Below are 15305 nucleotides of genomic sequence, written 5' to 3'. Positions count from 1 at the left end.
GAGCCGGGGCCTGAACCGTGCGCCGCGGTGCTGCGGTGCGCGCTCAGCCGCCCGACATCGGGCGGGCCGGGGTGGTGGCGCCCCGGGGCGGCCGGTCCGGGTGCGACGGCCGCCGGGAACCCGCCGGGGCTCCCGGGGAGCGCTCCGCGCGCAACGGGTGCGCCCCGTGCGGGGCCGGGCGGGTACGGGCGGGGGCACCGGCGGGCATCAGCCCCGGGACGGCCTCCGTCCCCCCGGGGGCGGCACCGCCGGAAGCGCCCGCGAACGGAAGGGCGGGCCGATGGCCGCCCGTGGCGACCGGGACGGAGATGCTCGCCCGGCGGCTCCCCCGCTGCCGCCAGCGCTCGCGGCCGGCCAGGATCAGCTGCTCGGTGCGGGTGATGAGCGGCTCCGTCCAGGGCAGGGCCAGCAGGACCAGGAGCCCCGCCGCCCAGCCCAGCAGGACGTCGCTGAGCCAGTGCGTGCCGATGTACACGGTGGTGAGCCCCACGCCCAGTGACACCGTCGCCGAGATCGCCGACAGATAGCGCCTGGCCCTCGGGGTGGTGGCCAGGTAGGCGAGGATTCCCCAGGTCACGACGGCGTTGGCGGTGTGCCCGGACGGAAATATATCGCCGCCGGCGAAGAGTTCGGCCGACCCGATCTGCGTCGCGTAATGCGGGCCGAGGCGCCCGAGGACGTGCTTGACGCCTCCCACCGACGCGTTGAGCAGCAGCAGGGCGGCGCCGAGCGTGAGCAGCGGCCGCAAGGTGTGCTGCCGCCAGGAGCGCCAGCCGAGCCAGCTCGCGATCATCACCGCGGTCGGTCCCCGCTGCCCCAGCACGACGTAGTAGTCGAGGAAGGCGTGCAGCGACGGCCACTGCTGGTACGGCCGGAAGAGCATGACCTTCCAGTCCAGAGCCACCAGCCACGACGAGATCAGGACCAGGTGGACGATGACGAGATAGAACGCCAACGTCCCGCCGAAGAGGGCCACACGGTGACGACTCATCCGCGGGATCTCTATCTTCGGCGGTTCCGGCTCCCGGTCCAGCCGGGCAAAGATGTCGGTACGCACCCAATCGACGTTACAGCGAGTGAGTGTGTGACCCGGTCGATCCCACGGGTTTGTGATGACGATGTGATGTGACCCATGTCGCCGGACGTGCCGTTTTGCGGTCCCGGAGGAAAAACAACGGGATCGGGTCTTCTCCTCCTTCCGGGTAGTTCCGTCAAGGCCGCGTGACGGCCGGTCCAATTCCCCGGAGAAGACGCGCCCCATTTTCTCCCGCCCTTTCTCCGCCCGTCGCCGCCCGGGAGGCAGGGGCCCCGGCCCTCTCCTCAGGGGGCGCGGCGGAGCGGGCGCCGGGCGGGGTCGGGTGTGGCGCACGCCACAACACCTGGGGCTGGGGGTATGAGTTGGGCCACGTGTGGCGGCGGAGGTCTCGCGTACGCTGACGGCTCACTCGCCCGTCGATGCCGGGCCCCGGGGGCGCCGCGCACCAATGCCGCTCCGGTCCGCCGAGCGCGAGGGACACATGGGAGGTACGCAGATGCCCGGGAGGAACGCGGCCGAAAGCGCCCCGCGCGCGGCCACCACCCGGAGCTCCGGCTTCGGTAAGCGCCCGGATCCCGCCTCCGCGACGGGTTCCGCCCACGGTCCGGGGTCCGGCAGGAGTCGCTGGGTCGTCCTGGTGGTGCTCTGCCTCAGCCTGTTGCTCGTCGCGCTGGACTCGACCGTGCTGCACGTCGCCGTACCGGCCGTCACCGAGGACCTGCGGCCCGGGCCGGTCGCCCTGCTGTGGATCGTGGACGCCTACCCGCTGGTCTGCGCCTCGCTGCTGATCCTCTTCGGCACCCTCGGGGACCGGGTCGGCAGACGGCGGGTGCTGCTCTGCGGGTACGCGCTCTTCGGCGCCGCCTCCGCACTCGCCGCGTTCGCGGGCAGTCCCGGGATACTCGTTGCGGCCCGGGCCCTGCTCGGGGTCGGCGGCGCGATGATCATGCCGGCCACCTTGTCGATCCTGCGCCAGGTCTTCCCCGACCGCCGGGAGCGCGCCGTCGCCATCGGGGTCTGGACGGCGGTCGCCGCCGTCGGCGCGGCCACCGGACCGGTCATCGGCGGCTTCCTCGTCGAGCACTACTGGTGGGGATCGGTCTTCCTCATCAACGTCCCGCTGATGGTGCTGGTGCTCCCGGCCGCCCGCCGGCTGCTGCCCGAGTCGCGAGGCTCGGGCGAAGGCCCGTGGGACGTGCTCGGCGCGCTGATGGCCGCCGTCGGCGTGCTCGGTGCCGTGCTGGGCGTCAAGCGGATGGGCGCGGGTGAGGGCTTCGTCGATCCGGCCTCGCTCGTCCCGCTGGTGGCCGGTGTGCTCTTCCTCGTCCTGTTCGTCCGCCGTCAGCGGCGGCGGACGCATCCGCTGATCGACATCGGCATGTTCACCCGGCCCGCCTTCTCGACGGCGGTCGGCTGCATCGTCCTCGCCATGCTGGCCCTGGTCGGCCTCGAACTCGTCGCCGTCCAGTACCTCCAGCTCGTCCTGGACCTCAGCCCGCTCCGGACCGGTCTGCGGCTGCTCCCGCTGACCTTCGCGGCCATGGCCGCCGGGGCCACGGGCACGTACACGCTGCGCCGCCTCGGCCCCCGCAGGATGGTCGGGCTCGGCTTCGTGCTGACGGCCGCCTCGGTACTGCTGCTGACCCTGATGGGCGGCCACGACCGTCCGGCGCTGCTGACCGCCGGTTTCGTGACGCTGGGCTACGGCCTGCAGACCACCCTCTTCGGTGCCTACGAGTCGATGCTGAACGACGTCCCCGCGGACCGCGCGGGCGGTGCGGCGGCGATCGGGGAGACCTCGTACCAGCTCGGCGCCGGGCTCGGCATCGCCCTGCTGGGCAGTGTCATGAACGCCGCCTACGCCCCCGGCCTCGCCGCCCTGCACAAGGAGGGCGTACCGGCCGCCGCGGGCAGTGCCGCCTCGCACAGCCTCGGCGAGGCGTACCAGGTGGCGGACCGGCTCGGCGGGCCTGCCGGGGGGCTGGTGCGGTCCACCGCGCGGCACGCGTTCGTGCACGGTCTGCACCTCACCTTGCTGGTCAGCGCCGGACTGCTGCTGCTCGGCGCGCTGGCCGCGATGCGGCTGCCGCGGTCCATGGAGTGCGCGCCGGACCCGTGCGGCACCGGTGTGGAGCCCCGGATCGCCGGCCCCCGCGCGGCGGACCACCAGGAGCGGGCCGGCCTGCCGCCCGGCCGGGACGTGCCTGCGGCGCGACGGGAACCGGCCGAGGTCACCGGCTCTGGACGCACGCCCCGCTGAGCCGTAGCGTCGGCCGTGAGCCTGACTACCACTGCCAGTGCCGTGTCAGCCAAGGTTTGGCCCGTCGCGACGCCCGGTACGCACTCTCGCCGCACCGGCCGGAAGCCCGAGTACGTCCAGTACGGGGGCTTCCGGCCCGGCACGCCGGGAGCACGCGCCGGACGCCGCTCCCGACGGGCAGACCTTGGCTGACGCGGCACTGGTTTTCGGTGCCCGGGGCCGTGCCCGTACCCGGCCCGGTCCCGGGCACGCGCGAGCCGCCGGAGGCACCATGCAGAGCACCGAGCACGACCGGCCGAAGCCGCCCCCCTTCGATCCGGGCGATCCGATCGGCATCGACGACCTCCTCGGCCCCGAGGACCTCGCGATCCGCGCGACCGTCCGCGCCTGGGCGGCCGACCGGGTACTGCCGCACATCGCCGAGTGGTACGAGAAGGGCGAACTGCCCGTCATCCGCGAGCTCGCCCGCGAACTGGGTTCGCTCGGAGCGCTGGGGATGTCCCTGAAGGGGTACGGCTGCGCGGGCGCCTCGGCCGTCCAGTACGGCCTCGCCTGCCTGGAGCTGGAAGCCGCCGACTCGGGAATCCGCTCACTCGTCTCCGTGCAGGGCTCGCTCGCCATGTACGCGATCCACCGCTACGGCTCCGAGGAGCAGAAGCGGCAGTGGCTGCCCGCCATGGCGGCGGGCGAGGTCATCGGCTGCTTCGGGCTGACCGAGCCCGACCACGGATCCGACCCCGCCGGGATGCGCACCCACGCGAAGCGCGACGGGGACGACTGGATCCTCACCGGCCGCAAGATGTGGATCACCAACGGCTCGGTCGCCGGGGTCGCCGTCGTCTGGGCGCAGACCGACGAAGGCGACGCGGGACGGGGCGTGAGGGGATTCGTCGTCCCCACGGACAGCCCCGGGTTCTCCGCGCCGGAGATCAGGCACAAGTGGTCGCTGCGTGCCTCCGTCACCAGCGAGCTGGTGCTGGACGGGGTGCGGCTGCCCGCCGACGCGGTGCTGCCGGGCGTGATCGGGCTGCGCGGCCCGCTCAGCTGCCTGAGCCACGCGCGGTACGGGATCGTCTGGGGCGCCATGGGCGCCGCGCGGTCGAGCTTCGAGGCCGCCGTCGACTACGCGCGGACCCGGGAACAGTTCGGCCGGCCCATCGGAGGCTTCCAGCTCACCCAGGCCAAACTCGCGGACATGGCGGTGGAGCTCCACAAGGGCATCCTGCTCGCCCACCATCTGGGCCGCCGGATGGATGCGGGCTCGCTCCGCCCGGAACAGGTCAGCTTCGGGAAACTCAACAACGTGCGGGAAGCGATCGAGATCTGCCGCACCTCGCGCACCGTCCTCGGTGCGAACGGGATCTCGCTGGAGTACCCGGTGATGCGGCATGCGACGAACCTGGAGTCGGTGCTCACGTACGAGGGCACCGTCGAGATGCACCAGCTGGTGCTGGGCAAGGCGCTCACCGGCCTGGACGCCTTCCGGTAGGGCCGACCGCCTCCGCGGGCCGGCGTCCGGAGCGTCGTGGCGAGCGCCCTGCTCAGCTCTGGTTGAAGAAGCCGCCGGCCCGGCGGCCGGAGGCCTCGCCGCTGACCACGTGGGTGTGGGCAGGGGTCAGCAGGAAGACCCGGGTGGCGACCCGGTCGATCGAACCGCGCAGGCCGAAGATCAGCCCGGCGGCGAAGTCCACCACGCGCTTGGCGTCCGCGGGATCCATGGCCGTGAGGTTCAGGATCACCGGGACGCCTTCCCGGAACAGCTCGCCGATGGTGCGCGCGTCCCGGAAGCTGTCGGGGGTCACCGTGGCGATGCGGCGTTCCCGCTCCTCGGCGGCCTCGGAGGCGACCTGCACCCGGGGGTCGGTCACCCATGCCTGGCCGTGTGTCCCCGTCTCGGCGCCTTCGGAGTACTCGTCGTCGTAGTAGCGCTCGTCGTTGTCCTCCACGAGGCCCAGCCAGGCGCTCGCCTTGCGTACCGATCCCATGGACGCCTCCTCTCACCGCGGTTCTCTGATGTTCCGCATGTCTTTCGTATCCCTATGGTCGTCCATCATGCGGATAGCGCGCCAAGTGGATAGTCGGCGCGCAGGCGATTCGTGACGGTACTGATGCAGAACATGTGGCGGTTCGTCAGGGTTACGACCGAATAAGGGGGCTTGTAGGAAGAAAATAGGATGCTCCCGTCCGTACGGGTGACGCAGAGGACGTACGGGTGAACGACCGGATCGGTACGATGACCGACGCGTGGGTGCGCGAGAGATCGCGGACCGGTCGTTCGGGTTCTCGGGGGGAACGTTCGTGTTCGGAATCGTCAGGCCGTGTACGCACCGGCTGAGCGAAGGGCTCAAGGCCGAGTGGATGGCCCATCTCTGCGGGCTCTGCCTCGCACTCCGCTCCGATCACGGGCAGTTCGCCCGGATCGTGACGAACTATGACGGTCTGATCGTCTCGGTCCTGACGGAGGCTCAGACCGGCCGTGTCGCGGCCGGAAGACGCACCGCCGGCCCCTGCCCGCTGCGCGCCATGCGGACCGCGCCCGTCGCCAGGGGTGAGGGAGCCAGGCTCGCCGCCGCGGTCTCCCTGGTGCTCGCCTCCGCCAAGGTCCGCGACCATGTCGCGGACCGGGACGGGCTGCTGGCGCACCGTCCGGTCGCCGCCGCCGCCCGCCGGGTCGCCGCGGGCTGGGACCGGGCCGGGGCCCGCAGCGGCGCGGCCCTCGGCTTCGACACCTCGGTCCTGGTGGACGCGGTGGACCGGCAGGCCGGGATCGAGGCGCTGGCCGTGACGGGCACCCCGCTGCTCTTCGTCACCGAACCCACCGAGACGGCCACCGCCGCCGCCTTCGCGCACACCGCGGTCCTCGCCGGCCGGCCGGGCAACGCGGCCCCGCTCGCCGAGGCGGGACGGCTCTTCGGGCGCCTCGCGCACCTGCTGGACGCCGTGGAGGACCAGCGGGCCGACGCCGAGGCGGGGGCGTGGAACCCGCTCACGGCCACCGGGACCCCGCTCGCGGAGGCCAGGAGGCTCTGCGACGACGCCGTGCGCGGGGTGCGTCTGGCGCTCGCCGACGCGGAGTTCAGCGATGCCAAGCTGGTACACGTCCTGCTCGTGCACGAACTGCGCCGCGCGGTGGACCGGGCCTTCGCCACCGACTCCTGCGCGCACCGGGGGGCGTACGGACCGCCTCCCGGCAACCCGTACGCCCCCGGCAACCCGTACGCCCCCGGCGGCCCGCACGCCCCCGGGGGCCCGACGGCACCGCCGCCCGAGCCCCCGCGGCCGCCCCGTGACCGGCGCGGGCTCATCGCCGGCTGCCTGGTCTGGGCCGGACTCGCCTGCACCTGCCAGATGTGCTGCGGGACCTACGACGGCCCCTGGTCGCGGCAGCGGCGCGAGGGGCTGTGCAACGACGCGGACTGCTGCGAGTGCTGCGACTGCTGCTCGAACTGCTCCGACTGCTGCTCCAACTGCGGCGACGGGTGCTGCTGCGACTGCGGTTGCGACTGCTGAGCCCGCCGGGCGCCACCGACGTGCTGCCCCTGTCCGTCGTCGCCGCGCGGCCTCACTTGATCTCGGGCGGAGAGATCTGCGAGGTCCCGATCGCCGACTCGGTGGTGCCCCACTTCTCCAGGATGCGGTCGTAGGTGCCGTCCTTCTTGAGGCTGTTCACCGCGGCCTGGAAGGCGGGGGCCAGCGGGGTGCCCTTCTTGAAGGCGAAGCCGACGTCGAGCCGCTTGAACTCGTTGAGGAAGCGGACGTCCTTCTGCTGGGTCACCGCGTAGCGCAGCCCGTTGATCGTCGACATCACCACGTCGATCCGGCCCTGCTGGAGCCCGATCCAGATCGAGGTCGGATCGGCGAAGGTCTGCACGGTGTAGGGCTTCTCGCCCGCCGCGGAGCACAGCCCCTTGTTCTTCTCCAGCGTCACCTCGAAGGTCGTCCCCGCGCCCGTGGCGACCTTCAGCCCGCACAGCTGGGTGAGGTCGGTGACCTCCTTCAGCTTGCTGTCCTTGCGCACGGCGAAGCCCTGGCCGTCATTGATGTACGTGACGAAGTCGATCGTCGCCCGCCGTTCGTCGGTGACACCGAAGTTGCCGGTGCCCACGTCGTACTTGCCGCTGCCGAGCGCGGGCAGGATCGCCTCGAAGGAGGCCACCTCGCGGTGGAGCTTCAGACCGAGCTTGCGGGCCACCGCGTCGGCGAAGTCGACGTCCGCCCCGGACAGGGTCTTGCCGTCCGCCTCGTAGAACGCTCCCGGCGGTGCGCCCGCGGCGCTGGCGATTCTCAGCGTTCCCGCCGAACGGACGTCGGCCGGCAGCAGGGCCGCCGCCGCGTCGTCCTTCTTCACGGCGGACACCACGTCGTTCTTCGGGGTGTCCGCGGCGGCGGTGCCGGCCGCCTGTGCCGTGGCGGGGTCGCCCGTCCCGCATCCGGCGAGCGCGAGGGTGGCGGCGGTGATCAGGGCGAAGGTGACGGTGTGCCGGGTACGGGGCATGGTGCGGCTGCTCCAGATTCGTCGGGGCGCGCCGGGACGCGCCGGACGCGCCGAGGCGTGCCGGACGTGCCGGGCGTGCTGGTTCACGCGGAAGTGGTGGATCTACCGGGGTATGCCGACCGCCCCCGCCGGACACGGCCCTGGGGCGGCGCGGGGCGGAGCGGGAGGTCGTCAGGTCAGCTGTACGAGGGGAGGGGAGGGAGCTCTCGTGCGGGTGAAGTCACGCGGGGAGGAACGCACGGAGACACGCGAAGGCGCGAGCGTGCGAGGAGGAGCAGGGCGTCAGCTCAACAGGAACAGGACCACACACGACCGAAGTCGATGTGGGAGCGGGTGACCAGCCACTGCTGCGAATACATGCGCTCAGTTGAACAGGCATTCGGTGGTGCGTCAACTGCCGCCCGGCTGCGGCCCACAGTGTGGACAGGCTTGACAGCGGAGCGCGTACGCCGCTTATCTCAGGGGAGGACCAGTGCTGAGGGGCCTGGTCCGCCTCGTGCTCGCTGTGAAGTCGCGCCCCGTGTTCGATCCCGCATCCACGGAGCCCCAGCATGTCCGCGCAGACAGAGTCCCTCACCTCCGCGTCCCACTCCTCCGACCCGAAATCCGCGGCGGACCCGCCCCGGTCCGAACACGCCGGCACGGACGTCGTCCCCCGCATCGTCCCGGTGCGCCGCACGGGCCAGTGGGCGGCCGCCGCGGTCGTCCTCGCCCTGCTGGGCCTCGTCCTCGTCTCCGTGGTCCGCAACGACGCGTTCCAATGGGGCGTCGTCGGGCAGTACTTCACCACCGACTCGGTGCTGCGGGGGCTCGGTCTGACCCTCTGGCTGACGGCCGTCGTGATGGTGCTCGGCTTCGCCCTGGGAACGCTGCTCGCGGTGATGCGCCTCTCCGGCAACCGCGTGCTCAAGGCGACGAGTTGGGGATACGTCTGGCTCTTCCGGTCCACCCCGATCCTGGTCCAGCTGCTGTTCTGGTTCAACATCGGTGCGCTCTACCCCGAGATCCTCGGGGTCAACACCGTGAATCTGCTGGGCCCCGTCACCGTCGCCGTCGTCGGTCTCACCCTGCACGAAGCCGCGTACGCCGCCGAAGTGGTGCGCGGCGGCATCCTCTCGGTGGAACGCGGGCAGTTGGAGGCCGCCCAGTCCCTGGGGCTGGGCCCCTGGCGCCGGTTCCGCCGGATCGTGCTGCCGCAGGCGATGCGGTCCATCGTGCCGCCGGCCGGGAACATGCTGATCGGCGCGCTCAAGGGCACCTCGATCGTCAGCATCATCGCCGTGCAGGACCTGCTCTACTCCGTGCAGCTCGTGTACCACCGCACCTACCAGATCATCCCGTTGCTGCTGGTCGCCACCATCTGGTACGTCGTCGTCACCTCCCTCCTCAGCATCGGCCAGCACTACGTCGAGCGCTACTACGCACGCGGAACGGCGGACGCCCGATGACCCCCGTACCCACCCTCGTCGTCATCGGCGCCGGACCCCGCGGCACCGGACTGATCGAGCGCATCGCGGCCAACGCCGCCGAGCTGTACGCGGGCGCTCCGCTGGACATCCACCTCGTGGACCCCCACCCCGCCGGCGGCGGGCGCATATGGCGCCACGACCAGTCCCCGCTGCTCTGGATGAACTCCATGGCCCAGGACGTCACCGTCTTCACCGACGAGACGGTGCGCCAGGAGGGCCCGGTCCGACCGGGGCCCGCCCTGGACGCCTGGGCCGAGGAGGTCAGAGCGGGCCGCATCACCGTCGACGCCGAACCCGCCGTCCTCGCGGAGATCCACGCCCTGACCGGCCAGGACTTCCCCACTCGCCGACTCCAGAGCGTCTACCTGCGCTGGTTCTACGAGGAGTCCGCCGCCGCCCTGCCCGCCGGGATCACCGTGCACGAACACCCCACCCGCGCCCTGCGCGTCACCGGCCCCCGCGACGGCCGGCAGCGGGTCTGGCTGGAAGGGCGCACCGAACCCCTCCTGGCCGACCTCGTCGTCCTCACGGTCGGCCACCTGGATGCCGAACCGGACGACGAGCAGAGGGAGTTGTCCGCTTTCGCGCTGCGCCACCAACTGGTGCACCTGCCGCCCGACTTCACCGCCGACACCGACCTCGGCGCACTCCGCCCGGGCGAGCCCGTCCTCGTCCGGGGCTTCGGACTGGCCTTCGTGGACCTGATGGTTCTCCTCACCGAGGGCCGGGGCGGCCGGTACGAGGACGGCGTCTACCACCCGTCCGGACGTGAACCCGTCCTGTACGTCGGGTCCCGGCGCGGAGTTCCCTACCGCTCGAAGATCGGCTACGGCTGGGAGGGCGAGCGTCCGCCGCTGCCGCACCATCTCGGACCCGAACGCGTCAAGGAACTCCTCGCCGCTCCAGGCCCGTTGGACTTCCGACGCGACGTCTGGCCGCTCATCGCCCGCGAACTCGCCCACGCCCACTACCACCGGCTCTTCACCGCGCACCCCGGACGCACCACCGTCGGCTGGGAGGAATTCCAGGAGAGCTACGAAGCCGCCGAGCCGGACAGCGCCGAACTCGCCGAACTGGTGGCCCGGTCCGTACCCGATCCGGCGGACCGCCTCGACCTGGACGCGCTCGACCGTCCCTTGAGCGGCGTCACCCTCCCCGACCAGGAGGCCCTCCAGGGAGCCCTGCGCGACCACATCACGGCTGATCTGGCGCGACGCCATGACGACGCGTACTCGCAGGATCTGGCCGTGTTCTTCGGACTCCTCTCCGCCTACGTCCAGCTGATCGCCCTCGGGGACACCGGCGACAGCTGGCAGGGGTTCTTCAGCTATATCGCTTCCGGTCCACCCGGCCCCCGGCTCGAACAGCTGCTCGCCCTCTCCCGCGCCGGAGTCGTCCGCTTCCTCGGCGCCGACACGACCGTCGAGACGGACGAGGAGCAGGGCGTCTTCCGGGCAGGCAGTCCCACCGTCCCCGGCGCGCGCACCGAGGCCCGGGCACTCGTCGAGGCACGCCTCCCGTCACCCTCCCTGCGGCACACCAGCAGCCCGCTCCTGCGCGGACTGTATGAGGACGGGGCGGCCGTCACCGAGAACGGCCTCCTCCAGGTCTCCCCGCTCGACGGCGGGATACAGGACCGCGACGGCACCACCCATCCCCGGCGCTTCGCCCTCGGCCCCTTCACCACGGCACGCGCGTCGGGCGCCTTCACCCGGCCGCGCACCGGAGGCCCCGCGTTCGGCCAGAACGACGCCACCGCCCGTACCGCACTCACCTTCCTGCGCGCCCTCGCCGGGCGCCCCGTATTCGCCAACTGACCCGGGCGGAGACCCTCCCGCACCCCACCGGCCGGACCGTACCCACCCGTACCGCGTCCGCCGCCCCGAACCGCTTGCGAGGAAGTGCCATGTCGCTCACCACCACCGAAGCGCCACCCATGGTCGAGATCCGAGCCCTGCACAAGAGCTTCGGCTCGGCCGAGGTGCTGCGCGGCATCGACCTCACCGTCCGGCCCGGCGAGGTGACCGTCGTCCTCGGCCCCTCCGGCTCCGGCAAATCCACCCTGCTGCGCACCATCAACCACCTGGAGAAGGCCGACCGCGGCTGGATCACCGTGGACGGCGACCTCATCGGCTACCGCAGGGACGGCGACAAGCTGTACGAACTGCGCGAGCGCGAGGTGCTTCGCCGGCGCACCCGGATCGGCTTCGTCTTCCAGAGTTTCCACCTCTTCCCCCACCTCACCGTGGTGGAGAACATCATCGAGGCGCCCGTCTCCGCGCTGCGCCGCCCCCGGGGCGAGGCGATCGCCACGGCCGAGCGGCTGCTGGAGCGGGTGGGCCTCTCCGACAAGGCGGCGGCCTACCCCCGGCAGCTCTCCGGTGGGCAGCAGCAGCGGGTCGCCATCGCGCGTGCCCTCGCGCTGGAGCCGAAGCTGCTCCTCTTCGACGAGCCGACCTCCGCGCTCGACCCCGAACTCGTCGGCGAAGTCCTCGACGTGATCAAGGATCTGGCCGAGCAGGGCACCACCATGATCGTGGTCACCCACGAGATCGGCTTCGCCCGCGAAGTGGCCGACACCGTCGTCTTCATGGACGAGGGGCGCATCGTCGAGCAGGGGCCGCCCGCCGAGGTGCTCGACCGGCCCACCCGGGAGCGCACCCGCGCCTTCCTCTCCAAGGTCCTGTAGGAGCGGCGGTCCCGCCACGGGCCGCTCTGCCCGGCCGCTCGACTCCGTCCGCACGGAAGCTACGACCCCCTTCGGACCCACGGATCCTCTCGAAGCCCGCGGATCCTCTCGAACCGACCGTCAACCCCCCATCGCCCAGTTCCCGGAAGGCCCGCATGACCACCGGCAGACCCCTCCATCTGGCCGCCGAGATCGGTGGCCCGCCCCGATACGAGCCGGACCACTATCTCGGTCTGGCGCGGCTCGCCGAGGGCGGCGCCCTCGACTACGTGACCCTCGGCGACTCCTTCGCCCGGCCCGGACCCGACGCGCTCTCCGTGCTCGCCCGGATCGCGCCCGCCACCGACCGGATCGGGCTCGTCCCGACCGTCGACACCACGCACACCGAGCCCTTCCACGTCTCGTCCGCCGTCGCCACCCTGGACTGGGTGAGCCGGGGCAGGGCCGGCTGGAGTGCCGACGTCTCGTCGACGGAGGCCGTGGCCCGGCTCTTCGGCCGGCGGCCCGCCGCGCCCGCCGAGGCCCTGTGGCGCGAGGCGGGGGAGGCCGCCGACGCGGGCGCGCGGCTCTGGGACAGCTGGGAGGACGACGCCGAGATCAGGGACACCGCCACCGGCCGGTTCATCGACCGGGACAAGGTGCACCACATCGACTTCGAGGGCGAGGCCTTCTCCGTACGCGGCCCCGCCATCGTGCCGAGGCCCCCGCAGGGGCGGCCCGTCACGGTGATCGACGGCACCACCGCCTCCGCCCGGGCGGTCGCGGCCCGCCACGCGGACGTGGTGCACGTCCGGGCCACCACGCCCGAACAGGCAGCCGCCGCCCGCGCGGACGTCCACCGGCTGGCCGCCGCGCACGGCCGCTCCGCGCGCGAGCTCAGAGTGCTGGTCGCGCTCGCGGTCGACCTCGGCGACGCGGAGACCGCACCCGAACCGGGGCTGGAGAGCGGTCCGCCGCTGGCCGGTCACGGCACCTATTTCCGGGGCGGGCCGGTGGACCTCGCCGAACTCATCTCGCAGTGGTACCGGGCGGGTGCGGCGGACGGCTTCCACCTCACCCCCATCACTCCGGCCCGCGACCTCGAAAGGATCGTCAACGGCACCGTGGCCCTCCTCCAGCACCGCAGCCTCTTCCGCACCTTCCACCCCGGCCACACCCTCCGCGAGCACCTCGGCCTCGCCCGCCCCGCCAGCCGCTACGCGCTCGCCCGGACGCCGGGGGAACGGCGATGACCGCGCACCGGCAGATGCATCTGGCGGCCCACTTCCCGGGCGTCAACAGCACCACGGTCTGGTCGGACCCCCGGTCCGGCAGTCAGATCGACTTCGCCTCCTTCGAACATCTGGCCAGGACCGCCGAGCGCGGCAAGTTCGACTTCTTCTTCCTCGCGGAGGGGCTCCGGCTGCGCGAGTACGACGGGCGCGTCCACGACCTCGACGTCGTCGGGCGGCCCGAGTCCCTCACCGTGCTGAACGCGCTCGCCGCCGTCACCGACCGGCTCGGGCTCGCCGCCACGGTCAACGCGACCTTCAACGAGCCGTACGAGCTGGCCCGCCGGTTCGCCACCCTCGACCACCTCAGCGGTGGCCGCGCGGCGTGGAACGTGGTCACCTCCTCGGACGCCTTCACCGGTGAGAACTTCCGCCGCGGTGGCTTCCTCGACCGCGCGGACCGCTATACCCGGGCCGCCGAATTCGTTGCCGCCGCACGGGAGTTGTGGGATTCCTGGACTCCGGACGGCGTGCCCCGCCCGTTCGCGCACCACGGCCGCCACTTCGACATCTCCGGGGAGTTCACCGTCCCCCGCTCCCCGCAAGGGCATCCGGTCGTCATCCAGGCCGGGGACTCCGACGAGGGCCGGGAGTTCGCGGCCGGTGCCGCCGACGTCATCTTCACCCGCCACGGCACCCTGGAGGCCGGACGCGCGTTCTGGGCCGACGTCAAGGGGCGCCTCGCGAAGTACGGCCGGGACTCCGACGACCTGAAGATCATGCCCGGTGTCACGGTCGTGGTCGCCGACACCGACGCGGAGGCCCAGCAGGAGGCCGCCGAGATCCGCCGTCTCCAAGTCTCCCCGCAGAACGCGATCCTCGCCCTCGAGCAGGTGTGGGGCCGTGACCTGTCCTCGTACGATCCCGACGGGCCGTTCCCTTCGGTGGACCCGGAGCCGGACTCCGGGTTCGTGCAGGGCCGGGTCCGGGTCGCCGACCCGTTCGCCGTGGCCGCGAAATGGCGGGCACTGTCGGAGGAGAAGGGACTCTCCATCCGGGAGACCGTGATCGAGAGCGCCACCCGGCAGTCCTTCGTCGGCAGCCCGGAGACCGTGGCCGCCGGACTGACCGACTTCGTCGACCGGAAGGCGGCGGACGGCTTCATCCTGGTGCCGCACCTGACCCCCGGCGGTCTGGACGCCTTCGTCGACCGGGTCGTTCCCCTCCTCCAGGAGCGCGGAGCCTTCCGCTCCGAGTACACCGGTTCCACCCTGCGGGAACACCTCGGGCTGGCCGAACCCGTATGGAAAGGTTGAGCGCATGAGCACGCACGCACAGCAGGAATGGCGGAGCTGGCACGAGGGGCGCATCGCGGCGGCGGCGGCACCCTACGGGCCGCTCTCGCTGGCCGGTACCCACTGGCTCGCCGACTACCCGGAAGGGCGAATTCCGGCCGTCCCGGGAGAGTGGCGCGCGGACGGTGACGATCTCGTTCTGACCGCCGGCGCCGAGGACGGACTGACCGTCGACGGCAAGCCGCTGACCGGCGACGTCCGTCTCGGCCCCGACCTCGGGCCGGCCGACGACGCCCGGGTGGCCCTCGGCGGACGGCGCTTCGTCGTGGTCCGCCGCGAGGGTCTCTGGGCGGTCCGGGACTTCGATCCGGCGTCCCCGGCCCGGCGTGCGTTCAGGTCCATCGAGGCGGCCGGTCACGACGCCCGCTGGAGCCTGCCCGGCACCTTCCGCGGGTACGCGGACCGCACCGTCCGGGTGAAGAACGCGGACGGCGTCGAGCGGGGTCTCCAACTCGCGGGCGAGGTGACGTTCGTGGTGGACGGGAGTGAGCACACCCTCCAGGCCGCGGTCGAGCCGGACGGGTCGCTGTGGATCGTCTTCGCCGACGCGACCAGCGGCGTGGGCAGCTTCCGGTTCCGCTTCCTGCGGCCCGCCGCCCCGGCGGCTGACGGCTCGGTGACGGTCGACTTCAACCGCGCCCTGCTGCCGCCGTGCGCCTTCGCCGATCACTTCATCTGCCCCTTCCCGCCGCCGGGCAACACCCTCCAGATCGCCGTCCCCGCGGGGGAGCGGAAGCGGCTCGACGGCTGAGTCCGTGTCACCCGGCCCCGGCCCCGGCAGCCCGTACGC

The 15305-nt window shown here is 72.4% G+C and carries 12 protein-coding genes; 9 read left to right on the top strand and 3 right to left on the bottom strand.

What is annotated here, in order from left to right:
* Positions 1–43: 43 nt before the first annotated feature.
* Entirely contained in the window at positions 44–1057 is a 1014-nt protein-coding gene (locus ACFWEP_RS20490) for a phosphatase PAP2 family protein (protein ID WP_387371711.1), read from the bottom strand.
* 475 nt (positions 1058–1532) lie between these two features.
* On the opposite strand from ACFWEP_RS20490, the gene ACFWEP_RS20485 reads away from it, so the two are divergent.
* Both ACFWEP_RS20485 and ACFWEP_RS20480 read left to right on the top strand, forming a co-directional pair.
* Complete coding sequence (locus ACFWEP_RS20485) at positions 1533–3296, top strand: MFS transporter (protein ID WP_387371710.1); 1764 nt, start codon at positions 1533–1535, stop codon at positions 3294–3296.
* Positions 3297–3567: 271 nt separating this feature from the next.
* Positions 3568–4785, top strand: coding sequence for an acyl-CoA dehydrogenase family protein (locus ACFWEP_RS20480; RefSeq protein ID WP_387371709.1), 1218 nt, complete (start codon positions 3568–3570; stop codon positions 4783–4785).
* Positions 4786–4837: 52 nt separating this feature from the next.
* On the opposite strand, the gene ACFWEP_RS20475 is transcribed toward ACFWEP_RS20480, so the two are convergent.
* Complete coding sequence (locus ACFWEP_RS20475; protein ID WP_387371708.1) at positions 4838–5281, bottom strand: cell division protein SepF; 444 nt, start codon at positions 5279–5281, stop codon at positions 4838–4840.
* 313 nt (positions 5282–5594) lie between these two features.
* Here ACFWEP_RS20475 and ACFWEP_RS20470 point away from each other — a divergent pair, with 313 nt between their 5' ends.
* Positions 5595–6806, top strand: a complete 1212-nt coding sequence (locus ACFWEP_RS20470; protein WP_387371707.1) for a DUF5685 family protein — start codon at positions 5595–5597, stop codon at positions 6804–6806.
* A gap of 52 nt (positions 6807–6858) precedes the next feature.
* On the opposite strand, the gene ACFWEP_RS20465 is transcribed toward ACFWEP_RS20470, so the two are convergent.
* Positions 6859–7791 (bottom strand): ABC transporter substrate-binding protein, encoded by a 933-nt coding sequence (locus tag ACFWEP_RS20465; protein WP_387371706.1) that lies wholly within the window; start codon positions 7789–7791, stop codon positions 6859–6861.
* A 551-nt stretch (positions 7792–8342) separates the two neighbouring features.
* Between ACFWEP_RS20465 and ACFWEP_RS20460 the strand changes: the two genes are divergently transcribed.
* From ACFWEP_RS20460 to ACFWEP_RS20435, 6 genes are all read left to right on the top strand, one after another.
* A complete protein-coding gene (locus ACFWEP_RS20460) occupies positions 8343–9239 on the top strand; it encodes an amino acid ABC transporter permease (protein ID WP_387371705.1) in 897 nt (298 codons plus the stop codon).
* Complete coding sequence (locus tag ACFWEP_RS20455) at positions 9236–11077, top strand: FAD/NAD(P)-binding protein (RefSeq protein WP_387371704.1); 1842 nt, start codon at positions 9236–9238, stop codon at positions 11075–11077. The genes ACFWEP_RS20460 and ACFWEP_RS20455 overlap by 4 nt, the downstream gene beginning before the upstream one ends.
* A gap of 119 nt (positions 11078–11196) precedes the next feature.
* Positions 11197–11949 carry an amino acid ABC transporter ATP-binding protein gene (locus ACFWEP_RS20450; protein WP_387371713.1) on the top strand — a complete coding sequence of 251 codons (753 nt, stop codon included), beginning with the start codon at positions 11197–11199 and terminating at the stop codon, positions 11947–11949.
* A 155-nt stretch (positions 11950–12104) separates the two neighbouring features.
* On the top strand, positions 12105–13181 hold the full coding sequence (locus ACFWEP_RS20445; RefSeq protein WP_387371703.1) for an LLM class flavin-dependent oxidoreductase: 1077 nt from the start codon (positions 12105–12107) through the stop codon (positions 13179–13181).
* 14 nt (positions 13182–13195) lie between these two features.
* A complete protein-coding gene (locus ACFWEP_RS20440; RefSeq protein ID WP_387371712.1) occupies positions 13196–14476 on the top strand; it encodes an NtaA/DmoA family FMN-dependent monooxygenase in 1281 nt (426 codons plus the stop codon).
* 4 nt (positions 14477–14480) lie between these two features.
* Positions 14481–15266: a DUF1684 domain-containing protein gene (locus tag ACFWEP_RS20435; RefSeq protein WP_387371702.1), complete on the top strand. Its 786-nt coding sequence runs from the start codon at positions 14481–14483 to the stop codon at positions 15264–15266.
* Positions 15267–15305 lie beyond the last annotated feature (39 nt).

The sequence above is a fragment of the Streptomyces sp. NPDC060198 genome, from assembly GCF_042728415.1.
In the GTDB taxonomy this organism is placed as follows: Bacteria; Actinomycetota; Actinomycetes; order Streptomycetales; family Streptomycetaceae; genus Streptomyces.
The sequence above is the reverse complement of the archived record's forward strand: the minus strand, read 5'-3'. Positions and strand labels throughout refer to the sequence as shown.